12 protein-coding genes and 1 pseudogene are annotated in these 16,079 nt (G+C 70.9%); 7 read left to right on the forward strand and 6 right to left on the reverse strand.

What is annotated here, in order from left to right; all coding sequences use genetic code 11:
• Positions 1 to 167: 167 nt before the first annotated feature.
• Genes trpD through AC6CCG_RS26090 form a run of 3 tightly spaced genes read left to right on the forward strand, consistent with a single transcriptional unit; the run spans position 168 to position 2,904 of the window.
• On the forward strand, positions 168 to 1,229 hold the full coding sequence (trpD, locus tag AC6CCG_RS26080; protein ID WP_496657670.1) for an anthranilate phosphoribosyltransferase: 1,062 nt from the start codon (positions 168 to 170) through the stop codon (positions 1,227 to 1,229).
• On the forward strand, positions 1,226 to 1,774 hold the full coding sequence (locus AC6CCG_RS26085; RefSeq protein WP_496657671.1) for a hypothetical protein: 549 nt from the start codon (positions 1,226 to 1,228) through the stop codon (positions 1,772 to 1,774). The genes trpD and AC6CCG_RS26085 overlap by 4 nt, the downstream gene beginning before the upstream one ends.
• 35 nt (positions 1,775 to 1,809) lie before the next feature.
• Complete coding sequence (locus AC6CCG_RS26090) at positions 1,810 to 2,904, forward strand: hypothetical protein (RefSeq protein ID WP_496657672.1); 1,095 nt, start codon at positions 1,810 to 1,812, stop codon at positions 2,902 to 2,904.
• Positions 2,905 to 2,993: 89 nt separating this feature from the next.
• On the opposite strand, the gene AC6CCG_RS26095 is transcribed toward AC6CCG_RS26090, so the two are convergent.
• Positions 2,994 to 3,548 carry a TetR/AcrR family transcriptional regulator gene (locus tag AC6CCG_RS26095; RefSeq protein WP_496657673.1) on the reverse strand — a complete coding sequence of 185 codons (555 nt, stop codon included), beginning with the start codon at positions 3,546 to 3,548 and terminating at the stop codon, positions 2,994 to 2,996.
• A gap of 54 nt (positions 3,549 to 3,602) precedes the next feature.
• Between AC6CCG_RS26095 and AC6CCG_RS26100 the strand changes: the two genes are divergently transcribed.
• The 3 genes from AC6CCG_RS26100 to AC6CCG_RS26110 all read left to right on the forward strand — a co-directional run bounded on the left by AC6CCG_RS26100 (position 3,603) and on the right by AC6CCG_RS26110 (position 5,430).
• Entirely contained in the window at positions 3,603 to 3,980 is a 378-nt protein-coding gene (locus AC6CCG_RS26100; protein WP_496657674.1) for a DUF6463 family protein, read from the forward strand.
• 86 nt (positions 3,981 to 4,066) lie between these two features.
• Positions 4,067 to 4,723, forward strand: a complete 657-nt coding sequence (locus tag AC6CCG_RS26105) for a class I SAM-dependent methyltransferase (RefSeq protein WP_496657675.1) — start codon at positions 4,067 to 4,069, stop codon at positions 4,721 to 4,723.
• Entirely contained in the window at positions 4,720 to 5,430 is a 711-nt protein-coding gene (locus AC6CCG_RS26110) for a Pr6Pr family membrane protein (RefSeq protein ID WP_496657676.1), read from the forward strand. The genes AC6CCG_RS26105 and AC6CCG_RS26110 overlap by 4 nt, the downstream gene beginning before the upstream one ends.
• Before the next feature lie 220 nt (positions 5,431 to 5,650).
• Here AC6CCG_RS26110 and AC6CCG_RS26115 read toward each other — a convergent pair.
• Positions 5,651 to 7,780, reverse strand: a pseudogene (locus AC6CCG_RS26115) (NAD(P)/FAD-dependent oxidoreductase); the annotation flags it as partial.
• Here AC6CCG_RS26115 and acnA point away from each other — a divergent pair.
• Positions 7,779 to 10,589 carry an aconitate hydratase AcnA gene (gene acnA / locus AC6CCG_RS26120; RefSeq protein WP_496657677.1) on the forward strand — a complete coding sequence of 937 codons (2,811 nt, stop codon included), beginning with the start codon at positions 7,779 to 7,781 and terminating at the stop codon, positions 10,587 to 10,589. The pseudogene AC6CCG_RS26115 and the gene acnA sit on opposite strands and share 2 nt — an antisense overlap.
• Before the next feature lie 661 nt (positions 10,590 to 11,250).
• On the opposite strand, the gene AC6CCG_RS26125 is transcribed toward acnA, so the two are convergent.
• From AC6CCG_RS26125 to AC6CCG_RS26140, 4 genes are all read right to left on the reverse strand, one after another.
• On the reverse strand, positions 11,251 to 12,744 hold the full coding sequence (locus AC6CCG_RS26125) for an HAD-IC family P-type ATPase (protein WP_496657678.1): 1,494 nt from the start codon (positions 12,742 to 12,744) through the stop codon (positions 11,251 to 11,253).
• Positions 12,745 to 12,780: 36 nt separating this feature from the next.
• On the reverse strand, positions 12,781 to 13,647 hold the full coding sequence (locus tag AC6CCG_RS26130; RefSeq protein ID WP_496657679.1) for an HAD-IC family P-type ATPase: 867 nt from the start codon (positions 13,645 to 13,647) through the stop codon (positions 12,781 to 12,783).
• A 55-nt stretch (positions 13,648 to 13,702) separates the two neighbouring features.
• Positions 13,703 to 15,157, reverse strand: coding sequence for a PQQ-binding-like beta-propeller repeat protein (locus tag AC6CCG_RS26135; protein WP_496657680.1), 1,455 nt, complete (start codon positions 15,155 to 15,157; stop codon positions 13,703 to 13,705).
• A gap of 273 nt (positions 15,158 to 15,430) precedes the next feature.
• Entirely contained in the window at positions 15,431 to 15,964 is a 534-nt protein-coding gene (locus AC6CCG_RS26140) for a Dps family protein (RefSeq protein WP_496657681.1), read from the reverse strand.
• Positions 15,965 to 16,079 lie beyond the last annotated feature (115 nt).

A 16,079-nucleotide genomic window follows, 5' to 3' on the forward strand; every position in this document is an offset into this window, starting at 1 on the left:
CCGCCGTCGGCTATCGTCGGGTCCGTGAAGTGCCAGCCGTTGATCTTGTGGTGGGCCGCCGGTTAGGCGGGCCGCTGTTCTGATGCTGGGCAAGGGGCCGTCTCTGGTGGCGGCCGACTTCTGACGTTGATCTCCAGGGCACGGGCCGTAACCGACCTGGAGGTTTCATGATCATCGAAAGTACGACCTGGCGCTCGTTGCTGCTGGCGTTGGCCGAGCGGCGGGATCTGTCCGCCGCGGAGACCGGCTGGGCCGTCCGGGAGACCGTGGCGGGACGGGCGCCGGCCGTGGCGCTGGCCGGGTTCCTGGCTGCGCTGCGGGTGAAGGGCGAGACTGTCACGGAATTGCTCGGGGTGGTCGAGGCCCTCCTGGAGGCTGCGATTCCGGTCCGGGTGGACCGTCCGTGTCATGACATCGCCGGTACGGGTGGTGACGGCACCGGGGCCATGAACCTCTCGACCCTGGCCGCCATCGTCGCAGCGGGCGCGGGCCGTACCGTCGTCAAGCACGGCGGGCGGGCGGCGTCGTCGCGGACGGCGGGGTCCGCGGATCTGATCGAGGCGCTCGGCATCCCGTTGACGACCTCGGCCGGGCCAGGGCGAGACACCGGACGGTTCAGATATCTGTTCGCCCCCGCTTTCAACCCCGGGCTTCGGCACGCCGTGGACGCGCGGCGCGGGCTGGGAATCCCGACGATCTTCAACCTGGCGGCGCCGCTGATCAATCCCGCCCGGCCCGAGCACCCGGTGATCGGCGTCGCCGATCCACATCGGGTACGGACGCTGGCCGAAACCCTGCAGCGGCTCGGCCGCCGCGGCCTGGTCGTGCGCGGGCGGGACGGTCTGGACAAACTCACGACAGCGGACGTCTCCGAGGTGTGGATCGTGCGGGAGGACATGCTGCAGCACCTGGTGCTCGACCCGACCGTGCTCGGGCTGCCGCGCGCGAGACCGGCGGAACTGCGCGGGTCCACGGCGGCCGAGAATGCGGAGCGTGCGCGGGCCGTGCTCGGCGGGCAGCGCGGACCGTTGCGTGACGCGGTCGTCCTCAACGCGGCGGCGGTCCTGGTCGCCGGGGACCTGACGGCGGCGGACGCCCTCAGCCAGTTCGGGGCCGCCATCAGCCGTGTCGAGGCCGTGATCGACGACGGCAGGGCAGCGGCCGTCCTGGACGACACGCGGCACGATCGCATGCGCGCTCACCCGCCGACTGATGAGGTGGATTCGTGATCATCTGCCTGATGGGGCCCGCCGGATCGGGGAAGTCGACACTCGCCAAGGAACTGGAGCGAGTACGGCCGGAACGGTTCGCGCGGGTGCCGGTCGACTACTTCTTCGTGCCGCGCCCCGCCGGCGAGCCGATGGCCGACTACCTGGCCCGGCCGTTCGCGTACGACTGGGCTGCCGTCGACCGGGCCCTGGCCGCCACCGGTCCGGAACGGAGCACGCCCGACTGCGACTTCACGGCGATGCGTCGGCGGGCTCCGTACGGCGGACTCCCGATCGGCCCGGGTCCGCTGGCGGTCCTGGACGGCATGCGGCCGCACCCGCGCTGCGACCTGCTGGTCGTGCTGGATCTCGACCCGGACGAACAGCGCCGCCGACTGCTGGACCGCGATCGCCGCTGGCGGACGGACGTCGCCGAGCGCCATGATCATCTCGCCGCGACGTTCCACCAGGGACTGGCCGAACGGCCCCGTGAACCCGACCTGCGGCTCGCTGCGGCGCAGCCCGTCGACACGATGATCACCGCGCTGCTGACCGTCCTGACCTGACCAGCGGGATCCAGCGGGGTGGGAGAATTCGCAGCGTGAATGGGCACTCGGCTGGAGCAGATGGTCTGGCGGTACGACGTGACCGGTACGCGAAGCTCAGTACGGAACTCGCGCACCTCGACGACGTCGCCCTGCGGAGACTGGTGGGCGGCTCGACGGGAACGCCCGGTTGGGGCGGCGTCCGGACCGTCGAGTTGGCGGGAGAGCGGGTGTTCGTCAAGATCATTCCGCTGACCGACCTGGAACTGACCCGCTCCTACTCGACCCGGAACCACTACCGGCTGCCGGCCTACTACCAGTACGGCGTCGGGTCCGCCGGCTTCGGCGCCTGGCGGGAGATCGTCGCTCAGCTGACGACGACGAACTGGGTGCTCGCCGGGACCCGGCCGAACTTCCCGCTGACCTATCACGTACGGGTCGTCCGCCGGGCCGGTCGAGTCCCGGGCCCGCCGGACCTCGATCGCTACGTCCGGTACTGGAACTCCAGTCGGAACATCGAGCGCTACCTCACCGAACGGGCCACCGGGACGCACGAGGCGATGATCTTCCTCGAGCTGCTGCCGTACTCCCTCGCGGACTGGCTGGCCCGTCGGCCGGAAGACGCTCCGCGGCTGGTCGGGCAGCTGATCGATACGGCCGGTTTCCTGCGTGGGCAGGGAATCGTCCATTTCGATGCGCATCTCGGCAATCTGATGACCGATGGCGAGACCAGCTACCTCACCGACTTCGGCCTGCTGCTGGACCGGCGGTTCGCCCTGACCGAGCGGGAGCAGGAGTTCCTGGACCGGCATCGGCTGTTCGACCTCGGCGAGCTCCTGACCGCCTCCGCGGCGCAGCTGGAGCTCTGGTTCCGGGCGCTGCCGCGGCCCGTGCAGGACCAGGCCGGGACCATGATCGGTGCCGACGCCGAGGCGGGACCTCTCCTGCGCCAGAACCTGGTCCGCTACGCCGAGCGTCTCGACGGGCTGACCCCGCGGCCGCTGCTCGAGGACGTGGTCCGCCACCGCGCCGTGATCGAGTTCATGACCGACTTCTTCGCCGGGCTGCAGGCCGATCCCCGGAAGAAGACGCGCTACGACGACAGCCGGCTGCAGGCGTTGCTCCAGGAAGCGAGCGTGCCGACCGACTGATCGCCGTGTCCAGACCGATTCGCCGACCGGTCAACTCTGCAGCGACACGCCGACAGAACCGCTGCTTTGGTGACCGGTCGGCGGATCTTTCAGGCGGTGAGGAGGTCGACGAGGTAATCGAGGCGGGGCGGCCGACGCCGGCGGATCGCTTCGTTCTGGCTGAGCTGGTGGTGCCCGACGTAGAACCCGTACGCGAGCCAGGCCCGGTCCCGGGCGCCGGCCGGCGTGAAACCGAGGTCGCGGAAGACGGAGCGGAGCAGATCGAGGCGGGTCTCGGTGACCCGGGCGACGGCGCCGGCGACGACCGGGTCACCGGCGAGGGCGGCCAGGGCGAGCTCGATCGGATCGGCCCGCTCGGCGTAGACACGGCGCACGATCAGGCGCAGCCGCTCGACCGGGTCGGCGACGGCGACCGCCTCGGCGAGCTGTTCGGTGGTGTTCTCCCGTTCCCACCGGTCCAGCGTCGCGGTGATCAGGTCGTTCCGGTCGGAGAAGTGCCAGTAGAAGCTGCCCCGGCTGACGCCGAGCTGCTTGGCCAGCCGGTCCACCGCGATCCCGGCGGGGCCACCGTCGGCCAGCGCCTGCAGCGCGGCGCCGGTCCAGTCGTCCCGGGCGAGCAGGGGCTTGCCGTCACGTTCCGCCACCTTCCGTACACTAGCGTATGGTTTCCATACAGCACTGTACGGAAGGTGTGTTCCATGCAACGTTGGATTCCCTGGCTGATGATCGGCTGCGCGGCCGTGCACCTCGGACTCGGCCTGTTCGATCCACCCTGGCCCGGCATCCTGGCCGACGGCGTGATCAACTCGGTGCAGAGCATCGACCGGGTGGCATCGCTCTGGTTCATGACGGCCGGCCTGGCGTTCCTCTGCCTCGGCCTGGTCACCCTGAGGATGGTCCGGCTGACCGGCCGGGTCCCGGCCGAGGCCGGCTGGGGCCTGCTCGCGATCGGCCTGCTGATCGTCCTGCTCCGGCCGCTGGACGGCGGCTGGATCCCGCTGGCCGTCGGCGTGCTCACCCTGATCGCCGCGGCCCGAACCCCGAAATCACCGAGGTCGGCAGCCACGACGCCTTGATCGAACTCGGCGGTCGCTACGCCGAGCTGTACGACCTGCAGGCGCGTTCCTACCGCTGAGGGTCGGTGGGGTATAGCGTCTCGAGCATGTTGATCTCCACCCGTTCGCTGGCGGAGTACCGGGCGATGTTCGATCTTGCCGAGGCGGACCTGAAGGGCACGATCCTCGACTGCGCGGCCGGCGGGTCGAGCTTCGTCGCCGAGCTGGGCGAGGCGGCGGACGCGGTCGCGACCGATCCCGTGTACGCGCAGACCCAGGGCGAGCTCGCTGCGGCGCTGTCCGCGGATCGCGAGCAGTGCTTCCGGATGACCAACGATCATCAGGACGAGTTCGTCTGGGACTGGTACGGCTCGCCGGAGCGGCGGGACCGGATGCGGATCGCGGCGGCGGAACGGTTCCTGTCCGACCGGGCGGCCCGGCCGGACCGCTACCGGGCCGCGTCGTTGCCGGAGCTGCCGTTCGGCGACGACGCCTTCGACCTGGTGCTGTGCTCGCATCTGCTGTTCACCTGGGACGGCCCGCTCGATCAGGACTGGCACGCCGCCGCGATCACCGAGCTGATCCGGGTCAGCCGGGGCGAGGTCCGGCTCTACCCGCTGGTCCGGCGCGGCGCCGGCGACCCGGTCCCGTATCTCGATGATCTTGCCGAAGCGGTACGCGCAGTGGGCCACAGCTGGGAACAACGCGAGGTCGGCTTCCGGTTCCAGCGCCGGGCCGGCGTGATGGCTGTGATCACGAAGTGAACCTGACGGCGGCCCGGGTCGGGCACGGTGTCACAGCGGCCGTCGGGATCGTCGCGATCGTGGCTCAGCTGGTGCTGGTGTTCCTCGGCGTCTCGGTGTTGATCACCGACGACCCGCCGTCGTTGCCGGAGCGGCTGCGCCGGTTCGTGCTCTACTTCACCATCCAGGGCAACGTGCTGGCTGCGATCGCGGCGGTGTCCCTGACGATCAAGCCCGACCGGGACGGCGCCTTCTGGCGGGTGCTCCGGCTGGACGCGGTGGTCGGCATGATCATCACCGGAATCGTGCACTGGTTCCTGCTCCGGCCGCTGCTGGACCTGGAGGGCTGGTCGTACGTCACCGACAAGCTGCTCCACGTCGTCGCGCCGATCCTGGTCCTGGGCTGCTGGATCGCGTTCGGCCCGCGGCCGCGGATCGACCTGCGGACCGGCTTGCTGGCGCTGATCTGGCCGATCGCCTGGGTGGTGCTGATCATGGTCCAGGGAGCGGTCAGCGGCTGGTATCCGTACCCGTTCCTCGATGTCGGCAGCCAGGGCGTCGGCCCGGTCCTGATCGCGATCGGGGCGGTGGCGGTCGGCATGATCGTCACCGGACTGCTGACTGCGGTCGCGGAGCGGCGGCTGCCGGTGTGGTTCGGACCGGATCGCCCACGATCACCCCGAACGAGCCCGGCCGCAGGTAGCGCACGGCGAGATTCGCGGCCGTGACCAGCCGGTTCCGGCCGCCGAGCAGGTAGACGATGTGGATGGCCAGCCAGGTCAGCCAGGCCAGCGGCCCGGTGATCTTGGGCCCGACCGGCAGTTCGACCACGGCCGACCCCTCGCCGATCGTCGCCATGATGCCCTTGTCGAAGTAGCGGAACGGTCGCAGCGGTTGATCACGTTCCAACCGGAGGATCTGCCGGGCCGCGTGCTTGCCGGTCTGCAGCGCCGGCTGGGCCAGCTGGGGCAGGGGATAGGACCGGATCACGGCCGCGTCGCCGGCGCCGAACACCTCCGGCCGGCCAGGCACCCGGAGGTCCCGGTCGAGCAGCACCCGGCCGGCCCGGTTCCGGTCCAGTCCCCAGGTCGGCTCGGCGGCTCCGCGCACCCCGGCGGTCCAGACCACCAGGGACGCCGCCAGGTCGCTGCCGTCGGCCAGCCGGACCGCCTCGGGGCCGACCTCGACGATCGGCGTGTTGAGCCGTACGTCGACGCCGCGCCGGCGCAGCTGAGCCAGCGTGTAGTCCTGCAGCCCGGGCGCGAACGGGCCGAGCAGCCGCGGCCCCGCCTCCAGCAGGATGATCTTGACCTGGTCCCGGTCCAGCTCGGGATAGCTGCGCGCCAGACCATGATCACGAAGCTCGGCCAGGTTGCCGGCCAGCTCGATCCCGGTCGCCCCGCCGCCGACGATGATCACCGAACGGGCCGTCCCGTCACCGGCGCGGGCCGCGTCCTCCAGCACCCCGAACAGTCGGTCCCGCACGGTCAGCGCGTCGGAGCGGGTGTAGATCCCGATCGCGTGCTCGGCGACACCCGGGATCCGGAAGTCGTTGGCCACCGCGCCGCCGGCGACGATCACGTAGTCGTAGCCGATCCGCTGCCCGCCTGCGGTCGTGATCATGGCCCGGTCATGATCGATCTCGGTCACCCGGTCGCAGACGAAGTGGACGCCGGGCCGCCGGGCCAGCACGTTGCGGATCGGATAGGTGATGTCGCCGGCGTTCAGCCCGCCGGTCGCCACCTGGTACAGCAGCGGCTGGAAGGTCGCGTAGGTGCGCTGGTCGATCAGCGTCACCTCGGTGCCGGACCTGGCCAGCTCCTTGACTGCGGCCAGGCCGGCGAACCCGGCGCCGATCACCGCGACCCTGGTTGCCGGATCGTACGTGCCGGGCCGGCACACCGGCCGGCTCCGACGGGCCAGCGACACCGCGCCGACGGCGAGCGCGGTGCCGATGCCGCCGAAGGCGAGCCCGCCGAAGATCACCATCAGCGGCAGGTCCAGCCCGGGAACCGCCGGATCGACGGGCAGGTCGATCACCCCGGCCAGGCCGAGCAGCCCGCCGACCAGCAGCGGACAGCCGTACCCGATCAGAGGGATCGCGGCCAGCGCGGCCGGCACCACCAGCACCGCGGGCGGCAGCCGGCGCGGCAAGCGGGCCAGCAGCAGAACGGCTAGGATCATCCCGGCTCCGGCGGCCAGCACGGTGAGGTCGAGTCCGGCTTCGGCCAGCCAGCGGGCCGGCGGCGACATGACCGTGAGTTCCGCGGCGCGACGCCAGGCGTCGCCGGTGACGCCGAGCAGCGTCGCCCCGAACCCCCAGCCGAGTTTCACCACCGCCCACGGGAAGACGGCGACCAGGCCGAGTGCGGAGACCACGCAGACCGCGGCGGAGGCCATCACCGGCTCCGCCCGATCCAGCGTCGGCCGGGCGGGGGACCGATGCCGCCCACCGCAGTGCAGGCAGCGGCCGTGGACCCGTCGCGCCTCGATCCGGATCAGCCGGACGAAGCCCAGCAGGGCGATCACGGTGACCGCCTGCCAGAGCAGGGCCGCCGGCGAGCCGACGCGGCCGGCGGTGCCGATCTCGATCACGGTGAGCGGAAGGGTGCTCGCCTGGGCCGTCGTGGCGATCAGGCCGGCGCCCAGCCCGCCCAGCGCCAGCGGCCGCGGACGCCGGCGGGAGCGGAGCCCGAAGCCGGAGAACACGGCGCCCGCCGCGAGCACCGACAGCGCGACGACGATGCCGCCGAGCCAGGCCATGGCCGCCGGCCCGAGCCGCGGCACGCCGGCCCCGTCGAGCAGCGGGAAGAGATACGGCATTCCGATCGCCCAGGTCGCGGCGACCGCGACCGACGCGACGGACCAGACTCCGGTCACGATCAGGGCCCGCCGGGTCCTCCGTGGCTCCTCGGCAACGGCATGCGATGCTGTCATGAGTCCAGCCTCGCGCTGGCCGACCACCGAACAGATCCCCTGACCAGCGGGTTGGCCCTCACCCGCCAGGGGGACCATTTCCTCTCCGCGAGGAAGTGATATCTTGACATCAAGACAACTAGACCCCCACGGAGTGTTCATGAGCGTCAACAGCTTCCGTCCCGTCGACAGCTTCGGGGCCCTCGGCGACCTCGAGGTCGGCGACCGCTCGTACCAGATCTTCCGGTTGTCCGCCGTCGACGGTGCCGACAAGCTGCCGTACAGCCTGAAGATCCTGCTGGAGAACCTGCTGCGGACCGAGGACGGCGCCAACATCACCGCCGACGACATCCGGGCGCTGGCCGACTGGGACCCGAACGCCGAGCCGAGCAAGGAGATCCAGTTCTCCCCGGCTCGCGTGGTGATGCAGGACTTCACCGGCGTCCCGGCGATCGTCGACCTGGCCACCATGCGGGAGGCCATGGCCGACCTCGGCGGCGACCCGACCAAGATCAATCCGCTGGCCCCGGCCGAGCTGGTGATCGACCACTCGGTGATCGCCGATGTCTTCGGCACCGCCGACGCGTTCACCCGGAACGTGGAGATCGAGTACGGCCGCAACAAGGAGCGCTACCAGTTCCTGCGCTGGGGCCAGACCGCGTTCGACGACTTCAAGGTGGTGCCGCCGGGCACCGGCATCGTGCACCAGGTGAACATCGAGCACCTGGCCCGGGTGATCTTCCCGCGCGAGATCGACGGCAAGACCTACGCCTATCCCGACACCTGCGTCGGTACGGACAGCCACACGACGATGGTCAACGGCCTCGGCGTGGTGGGCTGGGGTGTCGGTGGCATCGAGGCCGAGGCGGCCATGCTGGGCCAGCCGGTGTCGATGCTGATCCCGCGAGTGGTCGGCTTCAAGCTGGCCGGCAAGCTGCCCGAGGGCGCCACCGCGACCGACCTGGTGCTGACGATCACCGAGATGCTGCGCAAGCACGGCGTGGTCGGCAAGTTCGTCGAGTTCTACGGGCCGGGCGTCTCCGAGGTGCCGCTGGCCAACCGCGCCACCATCGGCAACATGAGCCCCGAGTACGGCTCCACGATCGCGGTGTTCCCGATCGACGACAAGACCATCGAGTACCTGAAGCTGACCGGCCGCGACCAAGATCAACTCGCCCTCGTCGAGGCGTACGCCAAGGAGCAGGGCATCTGGCACGACGATGATCGCGAGGCCGCCTACTCCGAATACCTGGAACTCGATCTCGGCACCGTCGTGCCGAGCATCGCCGGCCCGAAGCGACCGCAGGACCGGGTCTCGCTTTCCCATGCCAAGCAGGGATTCCGGGAGGCGCTGCGCGACTACGTGAGCGAGGACGAGCAGGGCTACGACGAGGCCGTCGCCGAGTCGTTCCCGGCCTCCGATGCGCCGTCCCACGCCACCGGCAACGGTGCGGCCGCGCCGAAGGAGTACGGCGAGCACGGCGACGGCGGCCGGCCGCGCAAGAAGGTCCCGGTCACCCTGGCCGACGGGTCCAGCTTCGAACTCGATCATGGTGCGGTCGTGATCGCCGCGATCACCTCCTGCACCAACACGTCCAACCCGAGCGTCATGATCGGCGCCGCGCTGGTCGCCAAGAAGGCCGTCGAGAAGGGCCTGAACCGCAAGCCGTGGGTGAAGACGACGCTGGCGCCCGGCTCGAAGGTGGTCAGCGACTACTACGACCGGTCCGGGCTGACCTCCTACCTGGACAAGCTCGGCTTCAACCTGGTCGGCTACGGCTGCACCACCTGCATCGGCAACTCCGGCCCGCTGATCCCCGAGGTCAGCGACGCGGTGAACGAGAATGATCTTGCCGTCGTGTCGGTGCTCTCCGGCAACCGGAACTTCGAGGGCCGGATCAACCCGGACGTGAAGATGAACTACCTGGCCTCGCCGCCGCTGGTGGTCGCGTACGCCCTCGCCGGCACGATGGACCTGGACCTGCAGAACGACCCGCTGGGTACCGACGAGGCCGGGAATCCCGTGTATCTCAAGGACATCTGGCCGACCGAGGCGGAGATCGACGAGATCGTCTCCAGCGCGATCGGTGCCGAGATGTTCACCGAGTCCTACGCCGACGTGTTCGCCGGTGATCAGCAGTGGCAGTCGCTGCCGACCCCGGAGGGCCAGACCTTCGAATGGGACGCCGACTCCACCTACGTCCGGAAGCCGCCGTACTTCGACGGGATGCCGGCCGAGCCGGAGCCGGTGACCGACATCGCCGGCGCCCGGGTGCTGCTGAAGCTGGGCGATTCGATCACCACCGACCACATCTCGCCGGCCGGTTCGATCAAGGCGGACAGCCCGGCCGGGGCGTACCTGACCGAGAACGGCATCGAGCGCCGCGACTTCAACTCCTACGGTTCAAGGCGCGGCAACCACGAGGTGATGATCCGGGGCACGTTCGCCAACATCCGGCTGCGGAACCAGCTGGCGCCGGGCACCGAGGGCGGCTTCACCCGCGACTTCACCGTCGCCGACGGGCCGGTGACCACGGTGTACGAGGCGTCCCAGCACTACCTGGCCGCCGGGACGCCGCTGGTGATCCTGGCCGGCAAGGAGTACGGCTCCGGCTCCTCCCGGGACTGGGCGGCCAAGGGCACCGCGCTGCTCGGTGCGCGGGCCGTGATCGCGGAATCGTACGAGCGGATCCACCGGTCCAACCTGATCGGCATGGGCGTGCTGCCGCTGCAGTTCCCCGAGGGCCAGAACGCGGAGAGCCTCGGCCTGACCGGCGAGGAGACGTTCGAGATCACCGGGATCACCGAGCTCAACGCCGGGACGACCCCGAAGACGGTCAAGGTCACCGCGTCCTGTTCCGGCGAGCCGGTCACGTTCGACGCGACGGTCCGGATCGACACCCCGGGTGAGGCGGACTACTACCGCAACGGCGGCATCATGCAGTACGTCCTCCGTTCGCTGCGGGGCTGAGCCAGGCTCAGCGGACCTCGGCCCGCCGCCTGACCGGCGATCTCCGAACTGGTCAGGCGGCGCCCGCCGGGCGGTCGTCGGTCGGCCGCGCCACCGACAACCTCGTCATCCACACCAGTCCCGTCCTCCGGCGGGACGGGTCCGATGGCGGCGTGCTCGCCGAGATCAATCCGATGATGCTGGGGACGTTGACCGAGGGAACGAGTCGGCGGCGCTGCGCGATGACCCCGTGGTCGACGACCGCGACGTCCTGTTGGAGAAGCCCCGGCACGGCGCATTCCAGAGCACCGACCTCGATCTGATCATGCACGCGCTGGGTGTCGACAGGACGATCACCGGCTGAGGTCGTTGTGGAATTGCGCCGGGACTGGCCGGCCGAAACCACAGCAAGTGACACAGATCCGCCACGCAACGCGCCCCGCAATCGGTTTCTCGCCTTGCGTGGCACGTTGCGTGGCAGATGTGTGTCACTTGCGAAGTCGAGCCCAGACGCGGACCCCTTCGCGGGAGCCTGACCCGAAGGCAGCGGTCAGCGTAGGCCCCTACTCGTTAGGTGTCGTGATTCCTCCACGGGAGGAGTGCCCGTCCCGACTGCCACGTGGCAACCGCCGAACTGTGGAGGAATCGCGACACCGACGCTTCAGACTCGCCAGCCGCTCGCTCACCTCGGGCGCTTGAGTCGGGCCCGGACGAACCGGTAGCCGAGGTAGCCTGCCACGCCGCAGCCGACCGCGATCGCGGCGGCGGCGAGGTTCCACGGCGTCGGGCCCTCGAGCTCGAAGAAGTCCGCGAGCGGTGGTGTCGCGAGCACCACCGCGAGCGCGGCCGCGCAGGCTCCGACCAAGATCACCTTCCACCACACGTACGGCCTCGCCGCCAGCGCCAACGCGCCGACGGCGAGGCCGAACAACGTGATCGTCGCGGTGACCTGCGGCAGCACGGTGCCAGGGCCGTGGTGGTTGAGCGCCACCAGATAGACGATCCCGGTCGGCACCGCGCAGCAGATCCCGGCCGGCACGGCGAACCGGAGCACGTGCTTGACGAAGTCCGGCTTGGCCCGGTCGAAGGTCGGAGCCAGGGCCAGCAGGAAGGCCGGCACGCCGATCGTGAACGCGTTGATCAAGGACTGGTGGATCGGCAGGAACGGGTACGGCAGCGGCGGCCGGCCGGTGATCCAGACGAAGGTCGCGCCGACCGCGATGAACAGGGCCAGTCCGATCGCGTACGTCGTCTTGGTGAGGAACAGGTCCGCGACCCGGCCGATGTTGCCGATCACCCGCCGGCCCTCCGCGACCACGTGCGGCAGCGTCGCGAACTCGTCGTCGAGCAACACCACCTGGGCCACCGAGCGGGAGGCTGCCGAGCCCGAGCCCATGGCGATGCCCAGATCGGCGTCCTTGAGGGCCAGCACGTCGTTGACGCCGTCGCCGGTCATCGCCACCGTGTGCCCGCGTGATTGCAGCGCCTTGACGAACGCCTGCTTCTGGTGCGGCTGGACCCGGCCGAAGACGGTGGACCGTTCCAGCAGGTCGGCCAACTCCTCGGGATCGGTCGGCAACTGCCGGGCGTCCACCGGTTCGCCGGCGCCGTCGACCCCGAGCCGCTGCGCCACGGCGCCCACCGAGACGGCGGCGTCGCCGGAGATGATCTTGACCGCGACGCCCTGTTCCTTGAAGTACGCCAGCGTCGCCGCCGCGGTGGTCCGCAGCCGCTGCCGCAAGATCACCAGCGCCCGCGGCCGCACCCCGGTGGCGCCGCCGGCGGTGGACGCGGAGTCGGCCGTCACCAGGACCAGCACGCGCAGTCCCTGGCCGGCCAGCCGGTCCGCCTCCGCGCCGATCTCGTCGCCGTCCTCCAGCAGCACCTCCGGAGCACCGAGCAGCCAGGTGCCCTGCCCGGCGAAGCTCGCGCCGCTCCACTTCCGCGCCGACGAGAACGGCATCACGTCCTCCGCCGTCCAGCCGGGGCCGGCGACCTCGGCCACGTCGAGATGGGCCGCGACGGTCCGCATCGTGGGGTTGGGCGTGTCGTCGGCGGCCGCCAAGGCGGCCAGGGCCTCGTGGACCGCCCGCGCGTCGGTGCCGCCGACCGGCCTGAGCTCCTCGACGTCCATGCCGCCCTCGGTGAGGGTGCCGGTCTTGTCCAGGCAGAGCACGTCGGTCCGGGCCAGCCCCTCGATCGCGGGCAGCTCCTAGACCAGGCAGCGCCGGGCGCCGAGCCGGACCACGCCGACCGCGAAGGCGACCGAGGTCAGCAGCACCAGGCCCTCCGGGATCATCGGCACGATCCCGGCGACGGTCGAGACGATGATCGTCCGCCAGTCCGTGGTGTAGGCGAGCTGGCTGATCACCAGCAGGGTGGCGATCGGGACGATCAGCCAGGTGATCAACTTGATGAAGCGGTTGATGCCCTCGCGAAGATCGGAACTGGCCAGGGCGAACCGGCTCGCCTCCTCGACCAGCTTGGCCGCGTAGGCCTCGGCGCCGATCTGCTCGGCCCGGAACGCCCCGGACCCGGCGACCACGAAGGAACCCGACCGCACGCCGTCGCCGGTGAGCTTCGGCACCGGGTCGGCCTCGCCGGTCAGCAGCGATTCGTCGATCTCCAGGTTGCGCGATTCGATCACCGGCCCGTCCACCACGATCCGGTCACCGGGCTCGACCAGCACAAGATCATCACGGACCAGCTGGTCCGGCGGCAGCTCGGCGACCTGGCCGTCGCGGCGTACCTTCACCGGGGCCGCGTTGAGCAGGGACAGCTTGTCCAGCGTCCGCTTCGCCCGTACCTCCTGAAGCGTGCCGATCAGGATGTTGGCCACGATCACCAGCGCGAACAACCCCTGCTTCCAGCCGCCGAACGTCACGGCGATCACGGCCAGCACGCCGATCACGCCGTTGAGCGGAGTGATCAGATTGGCCCGCAGGATCTGCGAGAACGGCCGCGACGTGCGCCGCTTGGCGTGGTTGACGGCGCCGGCGGCGACCCGTTCGGCCACCTGCGCGGCGGTCAGCCCGTTCGCGGTTCCGCTGACGCGTTCGACGGTCCCTGGCTCGCCCATGCCCACCCTTTCACCCGGCGATGTCTGCAGCCCCCGTCCGACGGTAGAGCAGGACTCAGCCGAACTGCTGCAGGCAGAGCAGGTCGGGCCCGACTCCGGCGATCCGGTCGCCGACGGCGACCGTGTAGAGGCCCTCCAGCTTGGCCGTGGCCCGGCGTTCCCCGGTGGCCAGATCGACGAGGTCGGCCCGATAGGCGCCGAGCAGCAATTCGTCCTTGATCAGGATCGGGGTGTCGGTGTGGGTGATGTACGGGTTGATCCAGATGATCTTGTCCCGCTGCGGATCGACCAGCATCGCGCCGCCCTCGCCGACCAGCAGGGTGTGCTCGCCGACGGTCTCGGCGCCCGGCATCGTCGTCTCGCCGAAGGCCGATCCCGAGCCCGGCACGCTGTACGGCTTGCCGACCTTGCCGGTGTCGGGATCGACGGTGACCGGCGCGCCGACCTCGTTGATGAAGACCGGCCGGTTCCGGTCCACGCCGACGCCGTCGTCGCCCGGGAACGCGAGCCGCGGCCCGGTCACCCGGCTGAGCTTCTTGCCGTCGTAGGCATACGCCTGCGCCCCGTCTGGCTCGTTGCACCAGAGCCGGGTGCCGTCGTCGACCAGCCGGGAGCACCGCGGCATCATGATCAACTTCCCGGTGCGCGGCTGGACGAACGCCGCCCGCTGCCCGGCCCACAGGGCGACCAGGCCGTCACCGCCGGTCTGCTCCGCCGACGGGCCGTACCCGACGTCGCGGAAGCGTGGCCGGTCCATCACCACGCCGTCCCGGTCCGGGTCCTTGCGGGCGATGATCCGGTTCTCGCTGAACAGCTGCCCGTGTCCGGGTTGCTTGCTGAGGTCCAGCTGCCAGAGCGGCTTCAACGTCGCGAGATCGAAGCCGTGCAGCACCGCGTGCGGGGCCGGCTCGCGCTGCTCCAGCACGACCAGCGTGTCGCCGGACCGGTGCAGCGCACTGAGCCAGCCGGTCACCTCGCGACTCACCTCAGGCTCACCGGTCCGCGGGTCGAGCAGCTGCAGGCGCCACTTCCGGCCGAGGCCGGTGGTCGGGTCCCGGTCCAGCATCTCGGCACAGGCCACGCCGCGCCGATCGGCCTCGGTGGCGCACAGCCCGCCCTCCAGCGGCCGGCTCCACAGCTGCCGGCCGGTGGCCGGATCGAGGCCGTGCGCGGCCATCGAGCGCTCGTCGCCGTCGCCGGTCAGGGCCACCCAGACGTCGGCGACCTTCGGGTCGACCGCCGACAGGTAGGGACCGTTGAAGTCGCCGTCCACGGGCCCGACGAACTCGGCGCCGGCCAGGTCCGGCCGCAGTGCTCCGGGCTCCAGCTGCCAGGGGAGCGTGACCGGCCGCTCCGGGACCGCGGGCGCGGTCGGCCGCGGGGTGGCGCGTTCGATCCGGGGCCGCTCCACGGACCGCGGCCGGTCCAGCAGCCCGGCCACGCTCCGGCCGGCGACGACGGCGCCGGCGATCAGTATCACGACGACGACCGCGATCACTGTGATCGGCACGTACGCGGGCGTACGCGGCGGGGGAGACGTCGGCCGCGGCGGCTGCCAGGCCGGCCAGGAGGGTGGGTCGGGCCAGCGGCCGGTCACCCCGCCCGGTTCGGGCGGTCGGCCCGGCCGGCCGGGCTCGGGCGGGCGCACCTCCGGTTGTCGGCGGCTCCCGGGCGGGAGCCACGCGTCGGGACGCTCTTCCGGCGGTTGTGCACCTCCTGGCTCGACCATGGCGCCCATCCTGGCAGGACCGGGGCCGACCGGAGCGCCCGGCGAGCCGGGCGGCTACTCGTTGATCGGCCGCGGGATGCTGCGGTTGGCGATCCGGTTCTCGGCGTCGATCATCCAGGCCAGCTGCTCGATCCGCTCCAGGATCGAGTGCAACAGATCCGCGGTGGTCGGATCCTCGGCGTCGACCGCGTCGTGGATCCGGCGGGCCGTCGCGGCCACCGCGTAGAGCGCGGTGGTGATCAGGTCGACGGTCTCGGCGGTGTCCACCTCGTCGGCCGGGAACTCGGCCAGGCTGGACCGGTCGGCCACCGTGGCGGCGCGGCCGTCCGGCGTGACGTAGATCGCCCGCATCCGCTCGGCGAGGTCGTCCGAGAAGTCGCGAGCCGCCGCGACCACCTCGTCCAGCTGCAGATGCAGGTCGCGGAAGTTCTTGCCGACGACGTTCCAGTGCGCCTGCTTGCCCTGCAGGTGCAGATCGATCAGATCCACGTGCAGCTGCTGCAGGTGGTCGGCCAGCGGCCGGGACGCCCGAAAGCTCGGGCTGGCGGCGTGGGCGACGGTACGGGGTCCGGGCAGGGTGTCACTCATCGGTGCTCCTTTCGCTGACACCGCCCTGGTACCCAGCCGAAGGGGGTGCCTAACGGGCGGGTTAAGACGGCGTCAAGATCGATGAGGACGCCGTCAACGCACGCCGGAGCCCGGC

It is taken from the genome of Microlunatus sp. YIM B11417 (genome assembly GCF_059617205.1).

Bases quoted from the DNA above. Each gene is read 5' to 3' on its own strand.
- AC6CCG_RS26140 (WP_496657681.1), bottom strand. From the start codon at position 15,964: ATGAGTGACACCCTGCCCGGACCCCGTACCGTCGCCCACGCCGCCAGC.
- AC6CCG_RS26130 (WP_496657679.1), bottom strand. From the start codon at position 13,647: ATGGGCGAGCCAGGGACCGTCGAACGCGTCAGCGGAACCGCGAACGGG.
- trpD (WP_496657670.1), top strand. From the start codon at position 168: ATGATCATCGAAAGTACGACCTGGCGCTCGTTGCTGCTGGCGTTGGCC.
- acnA (WP_496657677.1), top strand. From the start codon at position 7,779: ATGAGCGTCAACAGCTTCCGTCCCGTCGACAGCTTCGGGGCCCTCGGC.
- AC6CCG_RS26100 (WP_496657674.1), top strand. From the start codon at position 3,603: ATGCAACGTTGGATTCCCTGGCTGATGATCGGCTGCGCGGCCGTGCAC.
- AC6CCG_RS26105 (WP_496657675.1), top strand. From the start codon at position 4,067: ATGTTGATCTCCACCCGTTCGCTGGCGGAGTACCGGGCGATGTTCGAT.